This is a genomic window from Lentzea sp. NPDC005914 (genome assembly GCF_040629405.1).
Lineage (GTDB): Bacteria > Actinomycetota > Actinomycetes > Mycobacteriales > Pseudonocardiaceae > Lentzea.
This window is the reverse complement of the sequence record NZ_JBEXVQ010000006.1, coordinates 209,458-235,141: the sequence shown is the minus strand read 5'-3', so window position 1 is coordinate 235,141 and position 25,684 is coordinate 209,458. Positions and strand designations below refer to the sequence as shown.

Sequence of the window (25,684 nt, the reverse complement as noted above, 5' to 3'; positions counted from 1 at the left end):
GCCGTTCGGGTTCAATGGGAGTCATGAAAGCCGTGGTGATAGGTGGGGGAATCGCCGGTTTGGTGGCCGCTCGCGTTTTGAGCGAGTCTCATGACGTCGTTGTCCTGGAACGGGACAAGCTGTCCGACGAGCCCGAGTACCGCGCGGGTGTGCCGCAGGGCAGACACGTGCACGGATTGCTGGTGCGTGGCGGCGAGGTGCTGGAGGACCTGTTTCCCGGCCTGCTCGACGAGCTCGTGGCCGCCGGGGCGTACCTCAGGGACGCCAGCGAGATGCGGATGCTCAACGCGGTGGGCTGGATCAAGACGGGCCACACCGGACTGCCGTTCCTGACGGTCGGCCGGCCGCTGCTGGAGACCGCGATCCGGCGCCGGGTGAACGCGAAGATCCAGGACGACACCGCGGTCGTCGGGCTCAGCTTCAACGGATCCACTGTGGATGGTGTGCTGACGAAGGACGGCAGGATCGACGCCGATCTGGTAGTGGACGCGTCCGGGCGCGCGTCGAAGATCGGGAAGTGGCTGGGCGAGGCGGGGGTCGCCACGCCGGAGCCGACGGTGGTCGACTCGCGGACCGGGTATGCGACCAGGCTCTACGACGTGCCGGCCGAGGCCGACCTGCCGGTGCTGATGGCGGAGTTGCTGTCCGCGCCGGCCAGGCCGCGGGGCGCGATCATGATGCGCATCGAGGGTGGCCGCGTGATGATGACGGCGCAGGGGGCCGGTGGTGATCATCCGCCGCGTGACGAGGAGGGGTACCGGGCGTTCCTGGAGTCGCTCGAAGCCCCGTTCATCGAGATGTTGAAGGACTTCGAGCCGGTCACGCCCGTTTACCTGTTCGCACGGACGGCCAGTCGCCGCAACGCGTTCGAGCAGGCGGAGGGCTGGCCTGGCGGGCTGGTCGCGCTGGGTGACTCGGTGTGCGCGTTCAACCCCGTCTACGGGCAGGGCATGACGATCGCGGCGCTCGAGGCATTGGAACTGAGGAAGCTCAAGGACTTCAGTGCAAAGAGCTGCCGCGGGTTCCAGCGCGCGGTGGCGAAGCAGGCCGCCGGCGCGTGGTCCCTGTCCAGCGGGGCCGATCTGGGCTGGACGGGGGTGACGCACGCGCCGGGGCCGTTGGAGCGCTTTCAGGGCTGGTACATGAGGAAGTGGTTCGTGGCCATCACGTACGACCCCGAGCTCTTCAAGCGGTTCTTCAAGGTCATCCACATGATGGCGTCGCCCGCCAGCCTCATGAACCCGCTGCTGTTCAGAAGGCTGGCAAAGTACTCCAGGCCAGGCCCGCATCAGGAGCGTCGTCCCGCAGGATCGAGCCCTCGATGAGGCCGTACGGGCGGTCCGCGGCGTAGAAGACCTCGTTGTCGTTCTCCAGGCCGAACGCGCTCAGGTCCACCAGGAAGTGGTGCTTGTTCGGCATGGAGAGCCGTACCTCGGCGACCTCGGGACGCGCGTTCAGCACCGCCTCGCCCATCGCGTACAGCGTCTGCTGCAACGACAGGGAGTGCTTGTCCGCGAACGTCTTCAGCATCAGCGAGCGGATCTCGGTGAACGACTTCGCCCAGTCGGCGTCGGTGCCCGTGTAGCGCCAGCGCGCGGTCACCGACGTCGCCAGGATCCGGTCGTTCGTCTCCTTCAACGTCGTGTACGGGTCCTTCGGGTAGCCGTGGAACTCGGAACCCGTCGACTTCAGCACCACCAGGTCGCGCACACCCGACACGACCCACGCTTGTGAGCCCTCGATCGTCACAGCCGTGGTGCGCTTCTCGTTCGACCCCTGCACGAACGAGTGGTCGTTCGCGTCGATGCGGTCCCACGAGTGCTCGTCGATCAGAATCCGCGCGCCGGAGATCGCCTCCTGCGAAGAGACGAAGTGGCGGCCCAGGCGCAGCGCGAAGTCCTCGATCTCACCTACCGGCGCTTCCTTGGCGAACGCGTAGACGGTGTTCTTCTGCGTGTCGGTCGCGAGCACCTTGGCGTTGTCGCCGGTCAGGTGCGTGTCGGCGAGGTCTCCGCGCAGCGACGTGCTGACGGTCAGGTCTTTGATCGTGTGCACGGAACCGTTGCGCGACACCGTGACGAGGCGGTTCTCCGCCTTCCCGTACTGGTTGGGGCCCAGGACGATGGCCATGTTTCAGCTCCCGATCAGCTTCTGCAGCCGCAAGGCGGCGATCTTCGCGAGTTCGTCGTTGACGACACGGATCTCGACGTCCGGCGGGTTGTCCATGCGACTGGACAGGTTGCCGAGCATCTCCGCACCGCTCAGGCCGGTCGCGCACACCAGGTAGATGTGCCCGAACCGATCCTCGTACGCGGCGTTCGCAGCCGCCAGGCGATCAGCCTGGGAGCTGTCCACACCGGACTGTTCGGACCGCGACCACTTCGCCGACACCCCACCTGTCTTCTGTCGTTCGCCGATGCGCGGGTGCCCGGCGATGGCGCCGAGCACCTCCTCGTCGGAAAGTCCTTGTGCAGCAACGGAAGAAGCTGCGAGGAGAGCATCCATCGACGCGTACGGCCTGCCCGCCACTATCGCGTCGACCCAGCGGGGTACCGCGAGGCACTCGGTGAGCAGAGGTCGGAGTTCGGCCTCCGGGGCGCTGTTGAAGCTGTCCACGGCTCTCCAAGTTTCTGTATCGCGGAATCTAACTTCCACATTCTTGACCTGGGCTGAGCGAGATGTCTAGTGTCTCCATAGAGCGAAATTCAACTTCCGCAATGTGGAAGGAACGGGCCAAGAGATGTTCGACGCAAACCTGTCCATGCTCTTCACCGAGCTGCCGCTGCTGGAGCGTCCGGCCGCCGCGCGCGCAGCCGGGTTCGACGCGGTCGAGATCTGGTGGCCGTTCGCGGACGCCGTACCCGAGACACGTGAGATCGAGGCGTTCGAACGCGCGATCGAGGACGCCGGGGTGCGCCTGGTCGGCCTCAACCTCTACGCGGGCGACATGCCGGCCGGTGACCGCGGCCTCGCGTCCTGGCCCGGCCGGGAGACCGAGTTCCGGACCAACGTCGAGATCACCGTCGCCATCGCGGCCCGGCTCGGCTGCCGCACGCTCAACGCGCTGCACGGCAACTTCGAGACCACCGCGCAGACCATCTCGAACTACCGCTTCGCCGCCGACGTCGCGGCCGAGGCAGGCGCGCAGATCGTGGTCGAACCGCTCAGCGGCGCGCCGAACTACCCGATCAAGACCGCCCACCAGGCGTTCGAGCTCATCGACGAGATCGACCGCGGCAACGTGAAGCTGCTCGCGGACCTCTACCACCTCGCCACGAACGGCGACGACCTCGACACCCTCGCCGACCACGTCGACCGCATCGGTCACGTGCAGATCGCCGACGCTCCCGGACGCGGTGAGCCGGGCACCGGCGAGCTCGACCTCTTCGGGCATCTCGCGAAGCTCCGCGCCAACGGCTACACGGGCTTCGTCGGCGCCGAGTACAAGCCCGTCACGAACTCCTTTGCTTGGAGGGACAACGCATGACCAGGATCGGTTTCATCGGACTCGGCATCATGGGCTCGCCGATGGCGGCCCACCTCGTAGCCGCCGGGCACGACGTGACGGGCTTCGACCTCAGCTCGGCCTCGCTCGAAAAGCTCGTCGCGGACGGCGGCAAGGCGGCCGCTAGCGCCCAGGAGGCCGTGAGCGGCGCCGAGGTCGTCATCACGATGCTGCCGAACCACCCGCAGGTCGAGGCGGTCATCGACGAGGTCACGTTCGACGACGGCACGTTGCTGATCGACATGAGCACGATCCGCCCGTCCACCTCGATCGACATCGCGAGGAAGCTGACGAACGTGCGGGTGCTCGACGCGCCCGTGTCCGGCGGCCAGACCGGTGCGGTGCAAGCAAGTCTGAGCATCATGGTCGGCGGCGACGAGGCCGACTTCGCCGCCGCCAGGCCGTTCCTGGAGATCGTCGGCAAGACGATCGTCCACGTGGGACCGCACGGCGCCGGCCAGGTCGTGAAAGCCGCCAACCAGCTGATGGTCGGCGGCATCTACGCGCTGGTCGCCGAGTCGATCGTGCTGCTGGAGGCGTCCGGTGTCGACCCGAAGGCGGGCCTGGACGTGCTCGCGGGCGGTCTCGCGGCCAACCGGATCCTGGACCTCAAGCGCGAGTCCATGATCGCGCGCGAGTTCCAGCCGGGATTCCGGATCGACCTGCACCACAAGGACATGGGCATCGCACTGGACGCGGCGCGCGCCGCCGACGTCGCGCTGCCGGTCACCAACCAGATCGCCGCGCTGGTCGCGGCGGCACGCGCGCAGGGCTACGGGTCGCTCGACCACTCCGCGCTGCTCAAGGTCATCGAGAACTTCGCGGGAAGGGCCTGACACATGCCGAAGATCCCCGTCATGCAGGCGGTCGTCGAGGTCCTCAAGTCCGAGGGCATCGATACCGTGTTCGGCTGCCCCGGCGCCGCGATCCTGCCGCTGTACAAGGCGATGGAGCTGGACGGTTCCATCGAGCACCTCATCGTGCGGCACGAGGAGGGCGCCACGCACATGGCCGACGGCTGGTCGCGCACGACCGGCAACGTCGGTGTCGCGATCGGCACGTCCGGTCCGGCCGGCACGAACATGATCACCGGCCTGTACACCGCGCAGGCCGACTCCGTGCCGATCCTGTGCATCACCGGCCAGGCCGCGGTGTCGAAGCTGCACCAGGAGGCGTTCCAGGCCGTCGACATCGTCTCGATCGCAGCCCCCGTCACGAAGTGGGCGGTGCAGGTCAAGGAAGCCGCGCAGATGCCGTGGATCTTCCGCGAGGCGTTCCGGATCGCCCGCTCCGGCCGTCCCGGACCGGTCCTGATCGACCTGCCGATCGACGTGCAGAAGCAGGAGATCGAGTGGGACTCCTCGATCGACGAACCGTTGCCGGTCGTGAAAAGCGCACCCTCCGACGCACGGGTCGAACGGGCGCTGGAGATGCTGCTGGCCGCCGAACGCCCACTGCTGCTCGCGGGTGGCGGTGTCATCCTCGGCGAGGCGTCCGCCGAGCTGCTGGACCTGGCTGAGCTCCTGCAGATCCCGATCCAGGCCACGTTGATGGGCAAGGGTGCGATCGACGAGGACCACCCGTTGTACGCGGGCATGACCGGCATCCAGACCTCGCAGCGCTACGGCAACGCGTCGTTCCTGGAGTCGGACCTGGTTCTCGCCCTGGGGGCGCGGTTCGGCGATCGGCACACCGGCGACCTCGCGACCTACCGCGGTGACCGCAAGTTCATCCACGTCGACATCGAACCGACCCAGATCGGCAAGGTGTTCGGGCCGGACCTCGGGATCGTCGCGGACACCAAGGTGTTCCTGCGGGCACTCCTCGACAAAGCACGCGAACGCGGTCCGCGCGCGGCCGGCGAGTGGGTCGACCGCTGCCAGGAGCTCAAGCGGACCCTGCTGCGCCGCGAGGACTTCGACACCGTGCCGGTCAAGGCACCGCGGGTGTTCAAGGAGATCAACGAGTTCTACGGCCCGGACACCTACTTCGTCACGGCCATCGGGCTCTACCAGATCTGGTCGGGCCAGCACCAGAAAGCGCACAAGCCGCGCCACTACCAGGTCTGCGGCCAGGCCGGTCCGCTCGGCTGGGAGATCCCGGCGGCCATCGGCGTGAAGAAGGCGCGACCGGACGCCGAGGTCGTCGGCATCGTCGGCGACTACTCGTTCCAGTTCCTCGTGGAGGAGCTCGCGGTCGGCGCCCAGTACGACGTGCCGTTCGTGCTGATCATGCTGAACAACGAGTACCTCGGCCTGATCCGGATGGCGGAGGACCACGGTGGCTACGACATGAAGTACGAGGTCGACATCCACTACGACACCAGCGGCTCGGACAACGTCAAGATCATGGAGGCCTACGGGTGCTCGGGCATCCGCGTGGCCGATCCGAGCGAGATCCGCAGCTCGCTGGAGTGGGCGCGCAAGGAGGCCGATCGCACTTCTCGCCCAGTCCTCGTGGAGATCATGATCGAGCGCGAGGGCAACACCGCCAACGGCACGTCCATCGCGGCCATGCGGGAATTCGAGCCGTTGCCGTGATCGTCGTCGCGCCGGACAAGTTCAAGGGATCGCTCACCGCCCCGCAGGTCGCTGCCGCCGTCGCGCGCGGCCTGCGGGAGGCGGCCCCGGACGTGGACGTGCGCCTCCTCCCGGTGGCGGACGGCGGCGACGGCACGGTCGACGCCGCCGTCGCCGCCGGGTTCCTGAAGGTCGGGCGCTGGGTCACCGGCCCGGCCGGCACACCGGTGCCCGCGTCCTTCGCCGTCAAGGGCACGACCGCCGTGGTCGAGGTGGCCGCGGCGGCCGGGCTCACGTTGCTGGACAGGCCGGCGCCTCTCGAAGCGACCAGCTACGGCGTCGGCGAACTGCTGAAGGCCGCGATGGACATCGGCTGCGCGACGATCGTGCTCGGGCTGGGCGGCAGCGCGTGCACGGACGGCGGCGCGGGAATGCTGGAGGCGCTGGGCACCGCGTCGTTCGACGGCGTCGACCTCGTGCTGGCGTCGGACGTCGACAACCCGCTGCTCGGGCCTTCTGGGGCGGCTGCGGTCTACGGGCCGCAGAAGGGTGCTTCACCCGAACAGGTCGAGATCCTCGAAGCACGGCTTGAAGCGTTCGCGGACCGGGTAGGGCTGGAGCACGCCGGTCGGCCCGGAGCAGGTGCGGCCGGCGGGATCGGGTTCGCCGCGCTCGCGGTGCTCGGTGCGCGGTTCCGGCCGGGCATCGAGGTGGTGCTGGAACTGGTCGGCTTCGAAGAGGCCGTCCGGGACGCGCGTCTGGTGGTCACAGGCGAAGGATCACTGGACGCGCAGACCCAGCACGGCAAGGCACCGTTCGGCGTGGTCAAGGCCTCAGGTGACGTACCGGTGGTCGCGGTGGCCGGTCAGTGCTCGGTCGCGCCGGGCGAGCTGGGACTCAAGGCCGCCTACGCGTTGCTGGACATCGAGCCGGACGTCACGCGGTGCATGGCCCAGGCAGATTCGTTGCTGGGCGTTCTCGGCGGTCGCATCGCCCGCGACTGGATGTCAGAGTGAGGGACATGGACCTGGTCTTCCGCGCCCGCAGGGTCATCACCCCCCAGGGCGAGATCGCCTGCGACGTCGGTGTCGCCGACGGCAGGATCGTGGCCGTCGAGCCGTTCATCGACTCCCCGAACGTCGTGCACCTCGCCGACGACGAGGTGCTGTTGCCCGGCCTGGTCGACACGCACGTGCACGTCAACGACCCCGGCCGCAGCGAGTGGGAGGGCTTCGAGACCGCGACCCGTGCCGCCGCTGCCGGTGGCGTCACGACGATCATCGACATGCCGCTGAACAGCATCCCGCCGACGGTCGAGGTCGCCGCGCTGGAGATCAAGCGCAAGGCCGCCGCGAACATCTCGGTGGACGTCGGGTTCTGGGGCGGGATCATCCCCGGCAACCTGGCCGATCTGAAGCCGTTGCACGAGGCCGGAGTCTTCGGCTTCAAGTGCTTCCTGCTGCACTCGGGCGTGGACGAGTTTCCGGCGGTCACGAAAGCCGAGCTCGAAGCCGCGTTGCGAGAGTTGGCGACGCTCGACGCGTTGACGATCGTGCACGCCGAGGACGCGCACACCGTTCGTGAGTCGGAACCGGACTACGCGGGATTCCTGGCGTCCCGTCCGCGTGAAGCCGAGAACCGGGCCATCGCGGATGTCGTGGAGCTGACCCGCAAGACCGGCGCACGGACGCACATCCTGCACCTGTCGTCGTCGGACGCGTTGCACATCATCGAGGGAGCGCACCGCGACCGGCTTCCCGTGACCGCCGAGACCTGCCCGCACTACCTCACGTTCACGGCCGAGGAGATCCACGATGGGCAGACGGAGTTCAAGTGCTGCCCGCCGATCCGCGAGGCGGAGAACCGCGAGGCGTTGTGGCAGGGGTTGCGCGAGGGAGTGATCGAGCTCGTCGTGAGCGATCACTCGCCGAGCACGGTGGAGCTGAAGGCCGGCGACTTCGCCACGGCCTGGGGCGGCATCGCGTCACTGCAGCTCGGCCTGCCCGCGGTGTGGACGGGGGCGCGCTCACGCGGCTTTCACCTCACCGACGTCGTCCGCTGGATGGCGACACACCCGGCCCGCCAGGTCGGGCTGGAGACCAAGGGCGCCATCGAGGTCGGCAAGGACGCGGACCTCGTGGTGTTCGCGCCGGACCAGACGTTCGTGGTGGACAAGAACGCACTCCACCACCGCAACCCCGTCACGCCCTACCACGGTCGGGAACTGCACGGTGTGGTCAGGCAAACGTGGTTGCGGGGCAAGGAAACCAGCACAACGCAAGGCAAGTTGCTACGCAGAGGAGAAGCATGACGGAGTGGACCCGGCTGCCCGATCTCGCCTCGCGCGCGGCCGGGGGCGGTGTGGTGTGGGCGAACGACGAGCTGTTCGCCGAGCGGGAGAACCTGATCAAGCCCGCCGAGCCGGTCTACCAGACCTACAGCTTCGGCCACAAAGGGCAGATCTACGACGGCTGGGAGACCAGGCGGCGCAGGGAGGCGGGCGTCGACCAGGCGGTGATCCGGCTCGGCATGCCCGGAGTGGTCAAGGGCGTCGTCGTCGACACGGCGTTCTTCAAGGGCAACTACCCGCCGTTCTGCTGGGTCGAGGGCGCGCAGGTCGACGGCTACCCGGCCGCCGAGGAGATCACCGAGTGGTTCCCGCTGGTCGAACGCTCCGCGCTGAAGGGCGACGAGAAGCACTACTTCGACGTCGATGAAGGTCGCCGCGTCACGCACGTCAGGCTCACCATCGACCCGGACGGCGGCGTCGCCCGGCTGCGCGTGCACGGCGAGCCGGTCGCCGACCCGCGGCTGCTCGTCCCCGGCATCGACCTGGCCGCACTGGAGAACGGCGCGGTCGTCACGGGCTGCAGCAACATGTTCTACAGCTCGCCCAACAACCTGATCTCCCCTGGACAGGCCACGGTCATGGGGGAGGGCTGGGAGACCGCGCGCCGGCGCGACGAGGGCAACGACTGGGTCTCCGTGAGGCTCGCCACGCCCGGTGTCGTGCAGCTGGTCGAGCTCGACACGAGCCACTTCAAGGGCAACGCGCCGGGCTGGGCGTCGGTCAGCGGCTGTGACGAGCGCAAGGACCCGGACGCGTGGTTCGACGTTCTGCCGCGCACCCGGCTGCAGCCCGACACGCGGCACCGGTTCGTGGTGGACGGCGTGGAGGTGACCGCGGTGCGGCTCGACATCTATCCCGACGGCGGCATGGCGCGGCTGCGCGTACTAGGAACCCCTACGGGCGATGGCCTAGCACACCTTCAGACGATGTGGGCCAAAACGACTAACTGAGGGTGGTTGTCCGACCACAGTCTGATTTCTTTCCCTACCTCGGTTGGTTGTCTACGTCACACGATCGGTGGAAGCGTTTCCTCCCGCAAGATCGGGGATCTAGGGAGGAAATCCATCATGCAACCGATGGTGCGTGCCTTCGGGGCCGCGCTCGCGAGTTCTGCATTGGTCCTGGGTGCGAGTCAGATCGCAGTCGCGGCTCCGGAGGGGCAACCGGAGTACAAGGTCGGCGCGATCGACTGGAAGCCGTGTGCGGAGGTGCCGACGATCGACTGCGGCTTCCTCGAGCTGCCGATCGACTACGCCAAGCCGCACGGTGAGAAGTTCCAGCTGGCCGTCTCGCGCCGCAAGGCGAACGACCAGGCCGGGAGAATCGGCGCGATGGTCATCAACCCGGGTGGCCCTGGCGGCTCGGGTGTCGACTTCTCGTTCGCCGCCGATCGCTACTTCAGCAAGGACATCGTCGACAAGTTCGACGTCATCGGGTTCGACCCGCGTGGCGTCGCGCGCAGCCAGCCGATCAAGTGCTCGGCCGACCTGTTGCGCAAGCAGCCGTCCGACTACCCGAAGACGGCCGCCGAGTTCGACCAGCTCTTCGCGTTCAACAAGGAGCTGCGCGCGGACTGCCGCAAGCAGTCCGGTCCGATCTTCGACCACGCCTCGACCTACGACGTCGCGAACGACATCGACTCGATCCGTCGTGCGCTGGGCGAGAAGAAGATCAACTACTACGGCGTCTCGTACGGCACGATCATGGGCCAGCACTACGCGGCGCAGTACGGCAAGAACATCCGCGCCATGATCATCGACTCCAACATGGACCACAGCCTCGGCACGTGGAAGTTCCTCGAGACCGAGGCGCGTGGCGCGGAGGACGTGTTCAACGAGTGGGTCAAGTGGAGCGACCGCGACGCGTCGTCACCGTTCCACGGCAAGGACCTGCGCAAGATCTGGAAGGACCTGCTCGCCAAGGCCGACCGCGGTGAGCTGAAGGACCCGCAGGGCAACGTGATCACCTCCGAGCGCCTCGGCGCCGGGGTCGTGAGCATGGGCTACGGCCCGGCGTGGAAGCCGTTCGCCGACTACATCGCCACGCTGGTCAACGGCGCTCCGGCCGCCGCTGCCTTCGCGGAGGGTGAGACGTTCGAGAACCCGTTCCCGGGCATCTTCTGCAACGACTACAACCTGCGCGTCAGCTCGTGGGGCGAGTACCAGGCGCTCAACAACATGGAGAACCGCGTCGCGCCCAACACCCGCGGCTCGTCGCTCGGTCACGGCGCCATGATGGGGTGCATCGGGTTCCCGAAGGCCACGAACCCGCAGCGCCCGCTGAACATCAAGCACGCGCCGAAGATCCTGATGACCAACTCCGAGCACGACCCGGCCACGGTCTACGAATGGGCGGTCAACGCGCACCGGCAGACCCGTGACACCACCGTCTTCGTGACCTACGAAGGCTGGGGCCACGGTGTCTACGACCGCAGCGAGTGCACCCTGAAGATCAACAACGAGTACATGGTGTCGCTGAAGCTGCCGCGCAACGGCACGACGTGTGCGGCGGTCGAGCCCGCGCCGCAGACGCTGGTCCAGACGGCCAAGGTGAAGGTTCCGGCCGGACCGTTCTAAAGTCTGTCCAGCTAGATGACCATGCCCCCGGTGTACACGCCGGGGGCATGGTGCGTGCATGGCCGACCTGTGGTGGCCTCGCGGAAGGTGGTGCTGCTGGAGCCCAGGTCCCGCTGGTGGCGATGACCGGGCTCGGCGTGGCGCTGGGCGTGGTCACGTTGTTCGCGACGAAGGGACCGTTGCCGACGCCTGGGTTCGCGGTCGTGGTCGCGAGCGGGCTGGTGGTCGCGTTGCTGATCGCCGCCACGCCGCTGGTCGTCCTCAACAGCGCTTCCGGGTACAGCGAAATCCGCCGCTAGCAGCTTTCGCCTTGGCGCCACTCCCGGTCGCACCACACCGTGTGCCCGGTGGTGTCCATCCGCTCGGGCTCGGTGACCAGCAGTTGAGCGGTCGCCGGCTGCGTCGCGCTGACGCCGTCGAGCGTGTAGTCGACCTCGACCTGCCAGTCGGCGGCTTCCCTGCCGTGCACCTCGACCTCGATGTCCTGCCGGTAGCCCTCCTCGGACACCTGCCGCGGGAAGGTGCCCTCGACCGGAAACACCGCACCCGCGCGTGGCTCGATCCGCGTACTGGTCACGGGTGGGTCGGCGGGACCGGTGCAGTGGTAGAGGTAGGTCGGGGTCCGGACCAGCGGCACCGCGACGGTCACCCGCACCCTGACCGCGTTGACGACGAGTTGCCGCCCCGCGCCCGGCCGGACGTCGAGGGTGACCCTGGTGTGGCCGGAGTGCGGTACGACCGACAGGGATCCGTACGTCTCGGCGCAGGTTCGTGGCTCGTGCCCGTACTCGCTCGTGATCTGCTGACCCCGCGTGACGAGGTCCCACCCGTGCTCGCTCGCGACGGTGGCCGTCAGCACCTGTGGCCTCGGCGGTGCGCTCGTCTCGGTGGTGGGCTTCCCCTGCTGCGAACCGACGAAGCCGATGTGGAGATTCGACATCAACCACGAGTAGGCGGCGAACGCTGAAAGGGTGACGACCAGCAGCACGATCGCAACGGCGCGCATCAGCTGACGGTAACCAGTCCTGCGCCGTGAGGTGACCGAATCGATGCCGTGAACCCCGCGAAACCTGGACGTAACAACGTGCGCCCGACAGTTCACCTGCCGGAAACGTTCCACGTAAGCCTGTGAAACAGGACATCTCGATGCTCCCTGCAACCGACGTGCAGTGGAGGTCGAAGTGAACACAGGTGACACGGCCTGGGTGCTGATCAGCGCAGCGCTGGTCATGCTCATGACGCCGGGCCTGGCCTTCTTCTACGGAGGCATGGTCCGTTCCAAGAGCGTCCTGAACATGCTCATGATGAGCTTCATTTCCCTGGCCGTGGTCAGCATCCTCTGGGTGTTGTACGGCTACAGCCTGGCGTTCGGCAACGACCTCGGCGCCGGCCTGTTGGGCAACTTCGACAACATCGGGATGAAGGGCGTGCTCGGTGCGTTGACCGGCCCGGCCGATCACCAGTTCCCGGTGATGGCGTTCGTGATGTTCCAGCTGATGTTCGCGATCATCACGCCCGCGCTGATCTCCGGTGCCATCGCCGACCGCGCGAAGTTCTGGGGCTGGACGCTGTTCATCGGGCTCTGGGTGACGATCGTGTACTTCCCGGTGGCGCACTGGGTGTTCGCGTTCTCCAGCGCTGACGGTGCGACGGTCGGTGGCTGGATCGCCAACAACCTCAAGGCGCTCGACTTCGCCGGTGGTACCGCGGTCCACATCAACGCCGGTGCCGCGGGTCTCGCGGTCGCGCTCGTGCTCGGCAAGCGCAAGGGCTGGCCGAAGGAGCCGATGCGGCCGCACAACCTGCCGTTCGTGCTGCTCGGTGCCGCTCTGCTGTGGTTCGGCTGGTACGGCTTCAACGCCGGTTCGGCGCTGGGTGCCAACGAGACCGCCGCCGTCGCGTTCGCCACGACCACCGTCGCCACCGCCGCCGCCGTCCTCGGCTGGTTGCTCGTCGAGCAGTTCCGCGACGGCAAGCCGACCACCCTGGGCGCCGCGTCCGGTGCGGTCGCGGGCCTCGTCGCCATCACGCCCGCCTGTGCGTTCGTCAGCCCGCTCGGTGCCATCGCGATCGGCGTGATCGCCGGTGCGCTGTGCAGCCTCGCCGTCGGTCTCAAGTTCCGCTTCGGCTACGACGACTCGCTCGACGTCGTCGGCGTCCACCTGGTCGGCGGTCTCGTCGGTACGCTGCTGATCGGCTTCTTCGGCACCACCAGCGTGAACTCGGCCGGTGCGGACGGCCTGTTCTACGGCGGCGGGTTCGGCCTGCTGGGCAGGCAGGCGATCGCGGCCGTGTCGGTGCTCGCCTTCTCGTTCGTCCTCACGTTCATCATCGCGTTCGTCGTGAACAAGACGGTCGGCTTCCGCGCTGACGAAGAGGCCGAGGTCACCGGTATCGACGAGTCGGAGCACGCCGAGTCGGCCTACGAGTTCGGCGCGTTCTCCAGTGCTCGCGGTGCGAACAAGGGCAGTGTGACCGCGGGCGCGACCGCGGTTCTCGAGGGGAGCAACAAGTCATGAAGCTGGTCACCGCGATCATCAAGCCGTTCACGCTCGACGACGTGAAGAGCTCCCTGGAACAGCTCGGGGTGCTGGGCATGACCGTCAGCGAGGTGCAGGGCTACGGCCGCCAGAAGGGCCACACCGAGGTCTACCGGGGCGCCGAGTACTCCGTGGACTTCGTGCCCAAGATCAAGATCGAGGTCGTCATCGACGACGCCGCCGTCGACAAGGTGCTGGAAGCGGTCGTCGAGGCCGCCCGCACCGGCAAGATCGGCGACGGGAAGGTCTGGGTCACTCCGGTCGAGACAGTCGTCCGTGTGCGCACGGGTGAACGTGGATCGGATGCGCTTTAACTAGTTGGGGAGACGGCCCGTGGAGAACAACGAAACGGCCGTCGTCACGGCTGACGACCTGGTGCGAGCACGCGAAAGGCTGCTCGTGCCAGGTCGTCGTCGCTTGACCGCCGAACCTCTGCGCGAAGCACTCGTGGACCTGCACGAGTTCTGGTTGACCAAACACGCGGGGGGAGCGGGGATATCCGGATCGGGTATCGCGCTCGTGGCGGTCGGCGGGCTGGGGCGGCGCGAACTCGTGCCCTACTCCGACCTGGATCTCGTGCTGGTGCACAACGGCGTCAAGAACGTCGACCAGATCGCCGAGAAGCTCTGGTACCCGTTGTGGAACTCCGGCATCGGGCTCGACCACTCGGTCCGCACGGTCGGGGAGGCTCTGCGGGTCGCGGCCGGTGATCTGCGGACCGCGCTGGGACTGCTGGACATCCGGCACATCGCGGGCGACCCCGAGGTGTCGGCGAAGCTCGCCGAGGGCGCGAAGCAGGCGTGGCGCGGCAACGTGCGCAACCGGCTGGACGAGATCGCCGAGTCGTCGCAGAAGCGCTGGGCCCGCAGCGGCGAGATCGCCCACCGCGTCGAACCCGACCTGAAGCACGGGCGTGGCGGTCTGCGCGACCTCACGATCGTGGACGCGCTGTCGTTGGCACAGCTCGTGGATCGGCCTTCCGGTGACGTCGGTGAGGCCCGCAAGCTGCTGCTGGACGTGCGCACCGAACTTCGCCGTGTCGCGCGCAAGCCTCGTGACGTGCTGCGGGCGCAGGACGGTGACGAGGTGGCCTCCGCTCTCGGCTTGGCCGACCGGTTCGCTTTGGCCCGTTCGCTGTCTTCTGCCGCACGCACGGTCGTCTACGCGTTCGACGTGGCGACGCGGGCGGCTCGTGCCGCCGTGCCGAAACGCGGGCTCGGGGCGTTCCTCCGAGGACAGCCGCCGCGCCGGCCGTTGGACGAAGGCGTTGTGCTGCACGGGTCTGAGGTGTCTCTCGCCCGTGACGCGATGCCCAGCCGTGATCCCGCGTTGTTGTTGCGCGTGGCGACGGCGGCGGCGCGGTCGAAGCACCCGATCGCGACCGGCACGCTGTCCCGGCTCGCGGACTCCGCGCCCGAACTGCGCCAGCCGTGGCCGCGCGAGGCTCGCGAGGAGCTGCTGGCGTTGCTGGGCAGCGGAAGCGGGCTCGTCGACGTCGTGGAAGCGTTGGACCGCACGGACCTGTGGGGCCGCCTGTTCCCCGAGTGGGGCGCGGTCCGGGACCTTCCGCCACGCGACGCCGCGCACATGTGGACGGTCGACCGGCATCTCGTGCAGACCGTCGCGCACGCCGCCCGGCTGGTGACCACGGTGGCGCGGCCGGACCTGTTGCTGCTCGGCGCGCTGGTCCACGACATCGGCAAGGGACGGCAGCAGGACCACTCCGAGGTGGGCGCCGCGCTGGCGACCCAGATCGGTGAGCGGATCGGGCTGTGGCCGCAGGACGTCGAGACGTTGTCGATGATGGTTCGGCACCATCTTCTGTTGCCGCACACCGCGACACGGCGTGACGTCGAAGATGAGGCGACCGTGCACCGGGTGGTGGAGACCCTCGGCGGCGACGCGATCCTGCTGGAGCTGCTGTACGCCTTGGCCGAGGCGGACTCCCTCGCGACCGGGCCCGGTGTGTGGACGGACTGGAAGGCCGCGCTGCTGGCCGATCTCGTCGCGCGCTGCCGCAAGGCGATGGCCGGCGAGACGTTGCCCAAACCGGAACCGCTGGACCCGGCGTTCGTGGCCATGGCGGAACGTGTTGCGGCGTCGGGGAAGCCGGACGTGCTGCTGGAGAAGCAGGATCACGCGGCGATCGTGACGGTGCTCGCGCCGGACCGTCCGGGCGTCCTGTCCAAGGCGGCGGGCGTGCTGGCGTTGAACTCGCTGGAGGTCCACGCGGCGACGTTGCGCTCGCACGGCGGCGCGACGGTGGACGCGTTCACGGTGTCGCCGCGGTTCGGCTCGCTGCCGGACGCGTCGCTGCTGCGGGAACAGCTGTCACGGGCGATCGAGGGTTCGCTGCCGCTGGCCGACAAGCTGGCCGCGAAGGAACGCGACTACGGCGGCCCGCCGCTCGACCCGCCGCCCGCTCGCGTCCTCTGGTTCGACGACGAGGCGACCGGTGCGGTGGTGCTGGAGCTTCGTGCGGCCGACCGGATCGGGCTGCTGCACCGGGTGGCCGGCGCGTTGGAGCAGTGCGGGGCCGACGTGCAGTGGGCGCGCGTGTCCACGTTGGGTGCCACGGTCGTCGACTCGTTCAGCATCACGGCGACAGATCTGGACCGGAAGCGGATCGAACGAGCGGTGCTCGACGCGGCCAGGTAGCAGTTGAGTAGCTCTACGCACAACCACTCAGGGTGCTCACGCTCCTTTGTCGTTCCGGATCCCTGCAGTCTTGTGGTGTCCGGAAAGCGTCCTCGAGGGGTGGACCACTTTCTGGACGGATTGACCCGGCCGGGGCAGGCTGGTGGTGATCATTCGCGGCGCCGGGGGAGGCACCGTGCAATGTCACCGCCGGACTCTCCGGCCGGTGTTTCCCCTTGTGCGCCACCAGGCTCGGGGAGGGCCCCGGCGCGGGCTCGAACGCGGGCGGCACGGTCCGTTCGCTGGAAGAGGTGCCCGGCGATCCCGCAAGCGGTTCGCCGACGCTGACAACGAGACAGCTTGCTGGACAACGACGACACGACCGGGGCAGGGTGGCGGGTAAGGGATTCGCGAAGCTGGGGGTTGCATCGTGAAGAACAAACTGTCATCTGTCCTTGTCGTGGCCGTTGCCGCGACCTTCCTGTCCACTCCTTCCGCACACGCGGCGGCGGTCGAGGACCTCGGCACGCTGCCGGGTCATCAGGTCAGCATCGCCAGCGACATCAACGAGTTCGGCACCGTCGCCGGTGTCTCCATGAGCGCGGACGGCCGGTCGTCGAACGCCGTCCGCTGGGACCGCTTCTCACCCATCTCGAAGCTCGACGACCTCGGCTTCGGTTCGTGGGCGGGCGCGGTCAACGGCTCGGCGATGGTCGTCGGCTACGTCGCCGACTCCGCGAACCGTTCCCAGGCCGCGCGCTGGGACGACCGCAACCGGCTGACCGTGTTGTCCGTGCCCGGCGCGGAAAGCTCGGTCGCCTGGGACATCAACGACAACCGCACCGTCGCCGGCACCGCGACGATCAGCGGTGTCGAGCACGCGGTGGTCTGGGACCGCGACGGGGTGGCGTTCGTGATCGGCGTGGGCCGGGCGATGCACGTGACGAGCGACGACACCGTGATCGGCTACTCGGGCAACGCGCCCGCGCGGTGGACCAGTGCCGGGCAGGGTTCGCTGTACGTCTACGACAACGCCGGCGCGGTGCTGAGCGGCCACAACCAGGCAGCTGACGCGGTCGGCCGGGTCGGCTCCGAAGGCGTGCTGTGGCCGGGCCGCAGGCGGGTGTCGCTGGGCGTGGACACCCTCCCGCGCGACATCTCCGACAACGGCTACGCGGTCGGCACCTCGGGCACCCAGGCCGTCCGCTGGACGGTGACCGAGCCGCCGGTCGCCGTGACGCTCGCGCCGTCCCCGTCCGTCGCCGCCCAGATCAACAACGCCGGTGTGGTCGCGGGCACAGTCGGTTCCTCTGCTGTGACGTGGAACTCCGCCGGTGTGCGGACGACGCTGCCAGCGCTCTCCGGCTCGACGCGCAGTTCCGTGACCGGTCTGGCGGAGAACGGCCAGGTCATCGGCACGGCGGGGTTCGCGGACGGGACCTACCGGGCAGTCGTGTGGCGCTGAAAGCTGTGCATTTCGTCTGAATTCGGACCAAACTGAACGAGAGGGAAGGTCAACACGTCTTTTAGGACATGACCGCCGTGTTGAACACGCAGACCACCGCCGTCCGGGTGCAGCCGCGCTCGCTCGTCGTCCTCGCCGGCATCCCCGGCGCGGGCAAGACGACGCTGCTCACCCGCCTCGACGCGGACGAACCGGTCACCGTGCTCGACTCGGACCAGGTGCGCCTGTGGCTCGAACCGCGCGTGCCGCTGCCGTACAAGTACTGGCGCGTCGTCGTGCACCTCTCGCACCGTCTGCGTGTGTTCTGGGCTGCGGTGTTCTGTTCTGGCCTGCTGGTCGTGCACGAGCCGTCCACCCGTCCCGGCACGCGTTTCATGCTCGTGCTCGCGGGCCTGCTGTCGGGGCGCGCCCGCCACTTCCTGTGGCTGGACGCCTCGGCGGCCCAGGCCCTGGACGGCCAGATCGCCCGCCGCCGCGTCGTCCGGACTCACGCTTTCGAGCGACACGTTCGCCGCGGCTCGTCGATGCGTTCGCAGTTCGAGGCCGGCTGGGTGCCCTTCGGCTTCGGCAGCGTGACGCTGCTCACCCGTGCGGGAACCTCGGGTGGTCTGCGCATCATGGTGTCGTGATCAAGGCAGTTCTCTTCGACTTCGCAGGCACCCTGTTCGGGCGTCCCACCTACCGCTGGCTCTCGCCGCCGCACCTCTCCGTGCTGCGCGCGCCGGCTCCTTACGTGGCGCGGATGAATGCTGCCGAGCGTGCGGTGTGGGAGGCGCGCGACCTGACCCCGCTCGCCAACCGCTCGGCCTACTGGACCCTGTTCCGCCTGGCCGGCCTCACGATGCCCGACTCGCTCTTCCAGCGGCTGCACGATCCGGCCTTCTGGCTGCCCTACTCCGATGCCGCCACCGCTCTGCGGGTTGTCCGGCCGTTGAAGGTCGGGGTGCTGAGCAACATCTCCTGGGACATCCGGTCGGTGTTCTCGCGCGAGTCCCTGGCCGTGGACGCCTTCGCGTTGTCGTTCGAGATCGGGGTGTCCAAGCCGTCCGCGCGGGCTTTTGAGGCGGCTTGTGTGCGGCTGGACGTTGCGCCGTCCGAGTGTTTGTACGTCGGCGACGATCCGGTGGCGGACGGGGCTGCGGTGGCGGCGGGGCTGCGGTTCGCGCAGATCGCCACTGCTCCGGTCGGACGCCGTGAACCGGTGCTCCTGGAGGCCCTGGCGAGCCACGGGATCGGGTGAACACGAGGTTAGCTAGTCTGGACGGCGTGTTCTCCACGCTTTCCGACCGGCTGACCACGGTTCTCCAGGGCCTTCGCGGCAAGGGCCGGCTCAGCGACGCCGACATCGACGCGACCGCCCGCGAGATCAGGGTCGCCCTGCTCGAGGCCGACGTCGCGCTGCCCGTTGTGCGCAACTTCATCGCCAAGGTGAAGGAGCGCGCCAAGGGCGCCGAGGTCCACCAGGCGCTGAACCCGGCGCAGCAGGTCGTGAAGATCGTCAACGAGGAGCTCGTCAACGTCCTCGGTGGCGAGACGCGCAGGCTCAACCTGGCCAAGAACCCGCCGACGGTGATCATGCTGGCGGGTCTGCAGGGTGCCGGTAAGACGACGCTCGCGGGCAAGCTCGCCAAGTGGCTGAAGGGGCAGGGCCACACGCCGCTGCTCGTCGCCGCCGACCTGCAGCGCCCGAACGCCGTCACGCAGCTGCAGGTCGTCGGTGAGCGCGCGGGCGTGCCCGTCTTCGCTCCCGAGCCCGGCAACGGCGTGGGCGACCCGGTCGCGGTGTCGCGGCGCGGTGTCGAGGAAGCCAAGGCGAAGCAGCACGACATCGTCCTCGTCGACACGGCCGGCCGGCTCGGTGTCGACGAAGAGATGATGAAGCAGGCCATCGACATCCGGGCCGCGGTCGTCCCGGACGAGGTCCTGTTCGTGGTCGACGCGATGGTCGGTCAGGACGCGGTCAACACGGCCACGGCGTTCGCCGAGGGTGTCGGCTTCACCGGTGTGGTGCTGACCAAGCTCGACGGTGACGCCCGCGGTGGTGCCGCGCTGTCGGTCCGCGAGGTCACCGGCCAGCCGATCCTCTTCGCGTCCAACGGCGAGAAGCTCGAGGACTTCGACGTCTTCCACCCCGACCGGATGGCCTCGCGCATCCTCGGCATGGGTGACGTCCTCACGCTGATCGAGCAGGCCGAGCAGCACTTCGACCAGGAACAGGCCGAGAAGGCCGCGGTCAAGCTGCAGTCCGGCCAGCTGACGCTCGAGGACTTCCTGGAGCAGATGCTCGCGATCCGCAAGATGGGCCCGATCGCGAACCTGCTCGGCATGCTCCCCGGTGCCGGCCAGATGAAGGACCAGCTGGGGATGCTGGACGAGAAGCACCTCGACCGCATCCAGGCGATCATCCGCGGCATGACCCCGGCGGAGCGGGACGACCCGAAGATCATCAACGGGTCCCGCCGCCTGCGCATCGCCAACGGCTCCGGCGTCAAGGTCAGCGACGTCAACGACCTGGTCAACCGCTTCTTCGAGGCCCGCAAGATGATGGCGTCGATGGCCGGCCGGATGGGCTTCGGCGGTGGCGGCAGCAAGACCCGCAAGGGCAAGAAGGGGAAGAAGGGCAAGGGCGGACGCGGCCCGACGCCCCCGAAGATCAAGGGCGGCTTCCCCGGGATGTTCCCCGGCGGCATGCCCGGTGGTCTGCCCGGTGGGATCCCCGGAATGCCGCCCGGTGGCGGCCTGCCCAACCTCGGCGGCGGCATGAACGAGCTTCCGCCCGGCTTCGACCCGTCGAAGTTCAAGTTCGACGGGGACGACAAGAAGAAGTGACCATGCACTTGCGCGGCGTCGTCCTCCCGGACGGCGAGCCGCGAGACCTGTGGGTCGTCAACGGCCGTGTGCGCACTCGGCCGGTGCCGAACGCACAGACCGTCGTCGACGGCGGGTTCCTGGTCCCGGGCCTGGTCGACGCGCACTGCCACGTCGGCCTGGGGTCGCACGGTGGAGTGGAGTTGTCCGAGGCCGCCGAGCAGGCCGTGACGGACCGCGACGCGGGCACGTTGCTGATCAGGGACTGCGGCTCGCCGATCGACACCACGCCGTTGCAGGAGCGCCTGGACCTGCCGCGGATCATCCGGGCGGGCCGTCACATCGCCCGCCCGAAGCGCTACATCCCGTACATCGGCGTGGAGGTCGAGTCGGACCTCGCGTCCGCCGTGGCCGAGCAGGCCGCGTACGGCGACGGCTGGGTGAAGCTCGTCGGCGACTGGATCGACCGCGGCGTGGGCGATCTCGCTCCACTGTGGACGGACGAGGAGCTGGCCCAGGCGATCAAGGTCGCCCACGACGCCGGTGCGAAGGTCACGGCCCACGTGTTCGGCGAGGACGCGTTGCCCGGCCTGATCAACGCGGGCATCGACTGCATCGAGCACGGCACCGGTCTCACCGACGACACGATCTCGTTGATGGCCGCGCGGGGCACCGCACTGGTGCCCACGTTGATCAACATCGAGACGTTCCCCGGCATCGCGGACAAGGCCGGCAAGTATCCGGCGTACGCGAACCACATGCGTGACCTGCACGCCCGTGTCTCGGCCACCGTGTCGTCGGCGATCGAGGCGGGCGTGCCGGTCTACGCGGGCACCGACGCGGGCGGCGGCATCCAGCACGGCCGCATCGTCGACGAGATCACCGCGCTGCACCGCGTGGGCATGAGCGCGACGGACGCCATCGGCGCCGCGTCGTGGAACGCCCGTGAGTGGCTCGGCTTCCCGTCGCTGACCGAAGGCGCGGCCGCGGACATCGTGGTCTACGACGGGGATCCTCGCCTCGACCTCGACGTCCTGCGGTCGCCGCGCATGATCATGCTCAGGGGCAGGGTGCACTAGGCCTGGAAGTTGGCCATGGCTCCGGCCTGGTACGACCCTCCCTTCTGGTGCGTGATCACGGCCATCCTGTTGGCCGCGTTGATGAGCCCGACCAGGCACACCAGCGCGGCGGTCTCCTCGTCGTCGTAGTGCTTGCGCAGGTTCGCCCAGGTCTCGTCACTCACGCCCTCGCGCGTGAGCACCGTGGCCTCCTCGGTGAACGCCAGCGCCGCCTGCTCGGCCTCGGTGAACACGGTCGTCTCGCGCCACCCGGCCACCAGGTGCAGCCGCAGCGGGTCCTCGCCGGCGGCGACCGCCTCCTTGACGTGCATGTCCATGCAGAAGCCGCAGCCGTTGATCTGGCTGGCCCGCAGGTTGACGAGCTCGGCCGTGATCGTCGGCAGCGGCGACTGGTGCAGGGCCATGCCGAGGCCGGCGAACCGCTTCCCGATCTTGGTGCCGGTCTCGGTGCTGAAGAGGTCGAAGCGGGGTTTCATGGTGTGCTCCCTCGTGGTTGTACCTGAACGACCACGAGATGCCGGCGCCCCGAGCTTTGTGACTGTGACCCGCGCCACTGTCACAAACGGCGGCCGGGTGGTGTCTTGTGACCATGGACGCCGCCACCGACACGTTCGTCAGCCACCGCAACCTGCTCTTCACGATCGCCTACGAGATGCTCGGCTCCGCCGCCGACGCCGAGGACGTGCTGCAGGAGACCTGGCTCAAGTGGGCGGGCGTGGACCTCGGCACCGTCGAGAACCAGCGCGCGTACCTGGTCCGCATCGTGACCCGCCAGGCGTTGTCGAGGCTGCGGACCCTGGGCCGCCGCAAGGAGTCCTACGTCGGTTCGTGGCTCCCCGAACCGCTGCTGACCACCCCGGACGTCGCCGAGGACGTCGAACTGGCCGACAGCGTCTCGATGGCGATGATGCTGGTCCTCGAAACCCTGACCCCGACCGAACGCGCCGTGTTCGTCCTGCGCGAGGTGTTCGACCTGGACTACGACGAGATCGCGCTCGCCGTCGACAAGAACGCCGCCGCGGTCCGCCAGATCGCCCACCGCGCCCGTTCCCACGTGGCCGCCCGCCGCCCGCGTGGCCGTGCGTCCGCCGCCGCCACGCGCGAGGCCCTGTCCGCGTTCCAGCGCGCGGTCGAAACCGGTGACCTGCAGGGACTCCTCGACCTGCTGGCCCCCGACGTCGTGTTCCTCGGCGACGGCGGTGGCGTGAAGCAGGCTGTTCCGCGTCCGGTGCTCGGGTCGGACAAGGTCGCCCGCATGCTCCTCGGCGGCCTGATGAGGACCACCGGGTGGGCGATGGAGCCCGCTCAGGTGAACGGCCACCCGGCGCTGATCTTCAAGTTCGACGGCGAGCTCGACACCGTGATCGCCCTCCGCATCGACGACGGCGTGGTCACGGGCCTGTACGCGGTGCGCAACCCGGCGAAGCTCTCGCACATGGAGCAGGAGACGGCTCTGCGCCGCTGAAAGCCTTGCGACGCACGTGACCGGGGCGCTGTTTCGATTCCGGCCACCGCCGCTGGTCACGGACGTGCAGCCCCAGTCCGCACCGCCACACCGCACGATCAGGCCGGCACCGGACGGAGGGTTTAGTCGCAGCCCCTGTCTGCCGATCCGTTCACCAGGAGAGGGACATCCGGCGGGGACCCGATCTGGCCATGTTTTGGCCAGATGCATGGCCCGGTTTCCGTCAGTGCCGCACAGTAACCTCGGATTCGGGGGCGGCAGACGTCCCCCAAGGGGGATCGCGGTCCCCACTCCAAGCGTATCGCGAGGCACCGACAGTGCATCGGTGCTTCAGAAGCCGTCGATCGCGAGGTGAGCCGATCATGAGGGTGCCACACCAGGCTGTTCGTCCGCTGGTAGCCGCGGCGTGACTAGATTGCAGGACGTGAGTGAGCCGGAGTCCCTGAAGCCGAAGCGCGGCTTCCTCGAGAGCGTGCGGGACATCAGCCGCAACCCGGAGCCCGCGCGGGTCGGCCAGCGCTGGGGATTCGGCGCTTTCATACTGGTGGAGGCGGTCTTCATCCTGAGCGCCGTGTTCATCACGGCCGTCGGGACGAGCGTCGGCGCGAACCTCGAGAACTCGACCTCGCTGGTGCTGATCGGGTCGCTCGTGCCGATCCTGCTCGCGGCCGGGCTCGCCATCGCGATCACGTACGTCCGCGGCAACGGCCCCGTCGTCGACCTGCGCCTGAGCATGACCAAGGAAGACCTGGTCACCGGGCTCAAGATCGGTCTTGGTGGGCTGGTCCTCACGCTGGTCGCGGCCAAGCTCTGGACGAACATCGTCGGCGCCGAGAACGCCACGAGCGCGGTCGGCGACCTGTTCACCGAGGCGAACCTGCCGTTGTCGGCCGCGATCACGATGTTCGTCTACATGAGCTTCATCGGGCCGATCTGCGAGGAGATCATCTTCCGCGGCCTGCTGTGGGGCGCCGTCGAACGCCAGGGCTGGAGCAGGTGGGCCGCGTTCGTGCTCACGACGGTGATCTTCGCGGTCAGCCACCTCGAGCCGCACCGCACGTGGCTGCTGCTCGTGATCGCGATCCCGATCGGCATCGCCCGGCTGGTCACCCGCCGGCTCGGGGCGAGCATCGTGGTGCACGTGATGAACAACTTCCTCCCCGGCCTCACGCTCCTGCTCGTGTCCGTCGGGGTCATGTGATGGACCTGAACAGCGACCTCGGCGAGGGCTTCGGCATCTGGAAGCTCGGCGACGACACCGCGTTGCTGGGCATCATCACCAGCGCGAACGTCGCGTGCGGCTTCCACGCCGGAGATCCGTCGACCATGCGCAGGGTGTGCGAGGAGGCGGCGAAGAACGGCGTGAAGATCGGCGCCCAGGTGAGCTACCGCGACCTCGCGGGGTTCGGCCGCCGGTTCATCGACGCCGACCCCATCGAGCTGGCCGACGAGGTCCTGTACCAGATCGGCGCGCTCGACGCGTGCGCACGAGCAGCAGGCACCGAGGTCGTCTACGTGAAGCCGCACGGAGCGCTTTACAACGCCACGGTGCACCACGAGAAGCAGGCGGAAGCCGTGGTCAACGGCGTCAAGGCGTTCAAGGACCTGCCCGTCCTCGGCCTGCCCGGCTCCCAGTTGCTCGTCAAAGCCGCGGAAGCGGGACTGCGGCCGGTCCAGGAGGCGTTCGCCGACCGCGGCTACACCCCGCAGGGCACGCTGGTCCCGCGCAGCGAGTCGAACGCCCTGCTCACGGACACCGCGCAGATCATCGAACGGGCCACCAGGCTGCTTCAGGGCGAGATCGTCGCGGTCGACGGCACGATCATCAAAACCAGTGCCGAGTCGCTGTGCGTGCACGGCGACACACCGGGCGCGGTCGAGCACGCGCGAGCCGTGAAAGAGGCCATCAGGACCGTCACTGCGTTCGCGTAGAGACCCGATTCGGATCCGCCGGTCCCCATCTGGCACAATCGCTGGTTGTTCCGCCGTGGTCGGCCCCTCTGCCCGAGCCGCGGCTGTGCGAACCACCAACACAGAGTTCAAGGAGTACCAGGCCCGTGGCCGTCAAGATCAAGCTTCAGCGTCTCGGCAAGATCCGTCAGCCGTACTACCGCATCGTGGTCGCCGACGCGCGCACCCGTCGCGACGGCAAGGCGATCGAGACGATCGGCAAGTACCACCCCAAGGAAGAGCCGTCGTTCATCGCGGTCGACTCCGAGCGCGCGCAGTACTGGCTGGGTGTCGGCGCGCAGCCGACCGAGTCGGTGCAGCGGATCCTCGAGATCACCGGTGACTGGCAGAAGTTCAAGGGCCTCCCGGGCGCCGAGGGCACGCTGCGCGTCAAGGAGCCGAAGACCTCCAAGGCCGACCTGTTCGCCGCCGCTCTGGCCGCCGCGAACGAGGAGCCGATGACCGAGGCCACCACGCCGAAGGCGAAGAAGGCCCGCAAGGCCGACGACGCCCCCAAGGCTGACGCCGAGGCGACCAAGGACGAGGCGTGAGTTTGTTGGCTGACGCCCTCGAACACCTCGTTCGCGGCATCGTCGACCACCCGGACGACGTCCGGGTGAACCTCGTCACGACCCGCCGCGGCCGCACCCTCGAGGTCCACGTCCACCCGGACGACCTCGGCAAGGTGATCGGTCGTGGTGGTCGCACCGCGACGGCTCTGCGCACCGTGATGGCCGGTATCGGCGGTCGTGGTGTGCGGGTCGACGTCGTCGACACCGACCGCTGAGCG

General features: G+C 68.5%; 26 protein-coding genes. 22 read left to right on the top strand and 4 right to left on the bottom strand.

The genetic code is table 11. From position 1 onward, the window contains the following. Positions 1 to 23 precede the first annotated feature (23 nt). Positions 24 to 1,325: an FAD-dependent monooxygenase gene (locus ABZ345_RS10955; RefSeq protein ID WP_359845459.1), complete on the top strand. Its 1,302-nt coding sequence runs from the start codon at positions 24 to 26 to the stop codon at positions 1,323 to 1,325. On the opposite strand, the gene pucL is transcribed toward ABZ345_RS10955, so the two are convergent. Continuing rightward, complete coding sequence (gene pucL / locus ABZ345_RS10950; RefSeq protein WP_359845456.1) at positions 1,252 to 2,130, bottom strand: factor-independent urate hydroxylase; 879 nt, start codon at positions 2,128 to 2,130, stop codon at positions 1,252 to 1,254. The two genes, ABZ345_RS10955 and pucL, sit on opposite strands and share 74 nt — an antisense overlap. Positions 2,131 to 2,133: 3 nt before the next feature. Continuing rightward, positions 2,134 to 2,655 carry a 2-oxo-4-hydroxy-4-carboxy-5-ureidoimidazoline decarboxylase gene (gene uraD / locus ABZ345_RS10945; protein ID WP_359845453.1) on the bottom strand — a complete coding sequence of 174 codons (522 nt, stop codon included), beginning with the start codon at positions 2,653 to 2,655 and terminating at the stop codon, positions 2,134 to 2,136. Between the two features lie 85 nt (positions 2,656 to 2,740). On the opposite strand from uraD, the gene ABZ345_RS10940 reads away from it, so the two are divergent. The 8 genes from ABZ345_RS10940 to ABZ345_RS10905 all read left to right on the top strand — a co-directional run bounded on the left by ABZ345_RS10940 (position 2,741) and on the right by ABZ345_RS10905 (position 11,249). Further along, entirely contained in the window at positions 2,741 to 3,487 is a 747-nt protein-coding gene (locus tag ABZ345_RS10940) for a TIM barrel protein (protein ID WP_359845450.1), read from the top strand. Further along, positions 3,484 to 4,341: an NAD(P)-binding domain-containing protein gene (locus tag ABZ345_RS10935; RefSeq protein WP_359845447.1), complete on the top strand. Its 858-nt coding sequence runs from the start codon at positions 3,484 to 3,486 to the stop codon at positions 4,339 to 4,341. Before ABZ345_RS10940 ends, ABZ345_RS10935 begins: the two co-directional genes overlap by 4 nt. A gap of 3 nt (positions 4,342 to 4,344) precedes the next feature. Next, positions 4,345 to 6,045: a glyoxylate carboligase gene (gcl, locus tag ABZ345_RS10930; protein ID WP_359845444.1), complete on the top strand. Its 1,701-nt coding sequence runs from the start codon at positions 4,345 to 4,347 to the stop codon at positions 6,043 to 6,045. Further along, positions 6,042 to 7,040 (top strand): glycerate kinase, encoded by a 999-nt coding sequence (locus tag ABZ345_RS10925; protein WP_359845441.1) that lies wholly within the window; start codon positions 6,042 to 6,044, stop codon positions 7,038 to 7,040. The genes gcl and ABZ345_RS10925 overlap by 4 nt, the downstream gene beginning before the upstream one ends. A 5-nt stretch (positions 7,041 to 7,045) precedes the next feature. Then, on the top strand, positions 7,046 to 8,335 hold the full coding sequence (gene allB / locus ABZ345_RS10920) for an allantoinase AllB (RefSeq protein ID WP_359845438.1): 1,290 nt from the start codon (positions 7,046 to 7,048) through the stop codon (positions 8,333 to 8,335). Continuing rightward, on the top strand, positions 8,332 to 9,324 hold the full coding sequence (gene alc / locus ABZ345_RS10915) for an allantoicase (protein ID WP_359845436.1): 993 nt from the start codon (positions 8,332 to 8,334) through the stop codon (positions 9,322 to 9,324). The genes allB and alc overlap by 4 nt, the downstream gene beginning before the upstream one ends. A 126-nt stretch (positions 9,325 to 9,450) precedes the next feature. Next, positions 9,451 to 10,950, top strand: coding sequence for an alpha/beta fold hydrolase (locus ABZ345_RS10910; protein WP_359845434.1), 1,500 nt, complete (start codon positions 9,451 to 9,453; stop codon positions 10,948 to 10,950). 47 nt (positions 10,951 to 10,997) lie between these two features. Further along, positions 10,998 to 11,249 (top strand): hypothetical protein, encoded by a 252-nt coding sequence (locus ABZ345_RS10905; protein WP_359845432.1) that lies wholly within the window; start codon positions 10,998 to 11,000, stop codon positions 11,247 to 11,249. Here the strand turns inward: ABZ345_RS10905 and ABZ345_RS10900 are convergent. Beyond that, positions 11,246 to 11,956, bottom strand: a complete 711-nt coding sequence (locus ABZ345_RS10900) for a hypothetical protein (protein WP_359845430.1) — start codon at positions 11,954 to 11,956, stop codon at positions 11,246 to 11,248. The genes ABZ345_RS10905 and ABZ345_RS10900 overlap by 4 nt on opposite strands. A gap of 175 nt (positions 11,957 to 12,131) precedes the next feature. On the opposite strand from ABZ345_RS10900, the gene ABZ345_RS10895 reads away from it, so the two are divergent. The 8 genes from ABZ345_RS10895 (at position 12,132) to ABZ345_RS10860 (ending at position 21,479) form a co-directional block, all read left to right on the top strand. Then, the gene (locus ABZ345_RS10895) at positions 12,132 to 13,469 is read left to right on the top strand and encodes an ammonium transporter (RefSeq protein ID WP_359845428.1); all 1,338 of its coding nucleotides are present in this window, start codon (positions 12,132 to 12,134) and stop codon (positions 13,467 to 13,469) included. Then, positions 13,466 to 13,804, top strand: coding sequence for a P-II family nitrogen regulator (locus tag ABZ345_RS10890; RefSeq protein ID WP_359845425.1), 339 nt, complete (start codon positions 13,466 to 13,468; stop codon positions 13,802 to 13,804). The genes ABZ345_RS10895 and ABZ345_RS10890 overlap by 4 nt, the downstream gene beginning before the upstream one ends. A 19-nt stretch (positions 13,805 to 13,823) precedes the next feature. Continuing rightward, a complete protein-coding gene (locus tag ABZ345_RS10885; protein ID WP_359845422.1) occupies positions 13,824 to 16,148 on the top strand; it encodes a [protein-PII] uridylyltransferase in 2,325 nt (774 codons plus the stop codon). A gap of 409 nt (positions 16,149 to 16,557) precedes the next feature. Then, positions 16,558 to 17,592, top strand: coding sequence for a hypothetical protein (locus ABZ345_RS10880; RefSeq protein ID WP_359845419.1), 1,035 nt, complete (start codon positions 16,558 to 16,560; stop codon positions 17,590 to 17,592). A gap of 68 nt (positions 17,593 to 17,660) precedes the next feature. Continuing rightward, a complete protein-coding gene (locus ABZ345_RS10875; protein ID WP_359845416.1) occupies positions 17,661 to 18,221 on the top strand; it encodes an AAA family ATPase in 561 nt (186 codons plus the stop codon). Further along, positions 18,218 to 18,832 (top strand): HAD-IA family hydrolase, encoded by a 615-nt coding sequence (locus tag ABZ345_RS10870; protein ID WP_359845413.1) that lies wholly within the window; start codon positions 18,218 to 18,220, stop codon positions 18,830 to 18,832. Before ABZ345_RS10875 ends, ABZ345_RS10870 begins: the two co-directional genes overlap by 4 nt. Positions 18,833 to 18,858: 26 nt before the next feature. Then, entirely contained in the window at positions 18,859 to 20,421 is a 1,563-nt protein-coding gene (gene ffh / locus ABZ345_RS10865) for a signal recognition particle protein (RefSeq protein WP_359845410.1), read from the top strand. Positions 20,422 to 20,423: 2 nt separating this feature from the next. Beyond that, on the top strand, positions 20,424 to 21,479 hold the full coding sequence (locus ABZ345_RS10860) for an amidohydrolase family protein (RefSeq protein WP_359845407.1): 1,056 nt from the start codon (positions 20,424 to 20,426) through the stop codon (positions 21,477 to 21,479). On the opposite strand, the gene ABZ345_RS10855 is transcribed toward ABZ345_RS10860, so the two are convergent. After that, positions 21,476 to 21,955, bottom strand: a complete 480-nt coding sequence (locus tag ABZ345_RS10855; RefSeq protein ID WP_359845404.1) for a carboxymuconolactone decarboxylase family protein — start codon at positions 21,953 to 21,955, stop codon at positions 21,476 to 21,478. The genes ABZ345_RS10860 and ABZ345_RS10855 overlap by 4 nt on opposite strands. Positions 21,956 to 22,068: 113 nt before the next feature. Between ABZ345_RS10855 and ABZ345_RS10850 the strand changes: the two genes are divergently transcribed. The 5 genes from ABZ345_RS10850 to ABZ345_RS10830 all read left to right on the top strand — a co-directional run bounded on the left by ABZ345_RS10850 (position 22,069) and on the right by ABZ345_RS10830 (position 25,681). After that, a complete protein-coding gene (locus tag ABZ345_RS10850; protein ID WP_359845402.1) occupies positions 22,069 to 22,944 on the top strand; it encodes an RNA polymerase sigma-70 factor in 876 nt (291 codons plus the stop codon). Between the two features lie 424 nt (positions 22,945 to 23,368). Continuing rightward, positions 23,369 to 24,145 (top strand): type II CAAX endopeptidase family protein, encoded by a 777-nt coding sequence (locus tag ABZ345_RS10845; RefSeq protein ID WP_359845399.1) that lies wholly within the window; start codon positions 23,369 to 23,371, stop codon positions 24,143 to 24,145. Next, positions 24,145 to 24,876, top strand: a complete 732-nt coding sequence (locus tag ABZ345_RS10840; protein WP_359845396.1) for a 5-oxoprolinase subunit PxpA — start codon at positions 24,145 to 24,147, stop codon at positions 24,874 to 24,876. Before ABZ345_RS10845 ends, ABZ345_RS10840 begins: the two co-directional genes overlap by 1 nt. Before the next feature lie 125 nt (positions 24,877 to 25,001). Continuing rightward, entirely contained in the window at positions 25,002 to 25,445 is a 444-nt protein-coding gene (gene rpsP, locus ABZ345_RS10835; RefSeq protein WP_359845393.1) for a 30S ribosomal protein S16, read from the top strand. Then, the gene (locus ABZ345_RS10830; protein WP_030468017.1) at positions 25,442 to 25,681 is read left to right on the top strand and encodes an RNA-binding protein; all 240 of its coding nucleotides are present in this window, start codon (positions 25,442 to 25,444) and stop codon (positions 25,679 to 25,681) included. Before rpsP ends, ABZ345_RS10830 begins: the two co-directional genes overlap by 4 nt. Positions 25,682 to 25,684 lie beyond the last annotated feature (3 nt).

Excerpts from the sequence above, each read along its gene's own strand:
- ABZ345_RS10855 (WP_359845404.1), bottom strand. The coding sequence starts at position 21,955 with ATGAAACCCCGCTTCGACCTCTTCAGCACCGAGACCGGCACCAAGATC.
- ABZ345_RS10860 (WP_359845407.1), top strand. The coding sequence starts at position 20,424 with ATGCACTTGCGCGGCGTCGTCCTCCCGGACGGCGAGCCGCGAGACCTG.
- ABZ345_RS10935 (WP_359845447.1), top strand. The coding sequence starts at position 3,484 with ATGACCAGGATCGGTTTCATCGGACTCGGCATCATGGGCTCGCCGATG.
- ABZ345_RS10940 (WP_359845450.1), top strand. The coding sequence starts at position 2,741 with ATGTTCGACGCAAACCTGTCCATGCTCTTCACCGAGCTGCCGCTGCTG.
- ABZ345_RS10910 (WP_359845434.1), top strand. The coding sequence starts at position 9,451 with ATGGTGCGTGCCTTCGGGGCCGCGCTCGCGAGTTCTGCATTGGTCCTG.
- ABZ345_RS10890 (WP_359845425.1), top strand. The coding sequence starts at position 13,466 with ATGAAGCTGGTCACCGCGATCATCAAGCCGTTCACGCTCGACGACGTG.
- alc (WP_359845436.1), top strand. The coding sequence starts at position 8,332 with ATGACGGAGTGGACCCGGCTGCCCGATCTCGCCTCGCGCGCGGCCGGG.
- ABZ345_RS10875 (WP_359845416.1), top strand. The coding sequence starts at position 17,661 with ATGACCGCCGTGTTGAACACGCAGACCACCGCCGTCCGGGTGCAGCCG.
- ABZ345_RS10955 (WP_359845459.1), top strand. The coding sequence starts at position 24 with ATGAAAGCCGTGGTGATAGGTGGGGGAATCGCCGGTTTGGTGGCCGCT.
- ABZ345_RS10840 (WP_359845396.1), top strand. The coding sequence starts at position 24,145 with ATGGACCTGAACAGCGACCTCGGCGAGGGCTTCGGCATCTGGAAGCTC.
- allB (WP_359845438.1), top strand. The coding sequence starts at position 7,046 with ATGGACCTGGTCTTCCGCGCCCGCAGGGTCATCACCCCCCAGGGCGAG.
- ABZ345_RS10850 (WP_359845402.1), top strand. The coding sequence starts at position 22,069 with ATGGACGCCGCCACCGACACGTTCGTCAGCCACCGCAACCTGCTCTTC.
- pucL (WP_359845456.1), bottom strand. The coding sequence starts at position 2,130 with ATGGCCATCGTCCTGGGCCCCAACCAGTACGGGAAGGCGGAGAACCGC.
- gcl (WP_359845444.1), top strand. The coding sequence starts at position 4,345 with ATGCCGAAGATCCCCGTCATGCAGGCGGTCGTCGAGGTCCTCAAGTCC.
- ABZ345_RS10900 (WP_359845430.1), bottom strand. The coding sequence starts at position 11,956 with ATGCGCGCCGTTGCGATCGTGCTGCTGGTCGTCACCCTTTCAGCGTTC.
- ABZ345_RS10905 (WP_359845432.1), top strand. The coding sequence starts at position 10,998 with ATGGTGCGTGCATGGCCGACCTGTGGTGGCCTCGCGGAAGGTGGTGCT.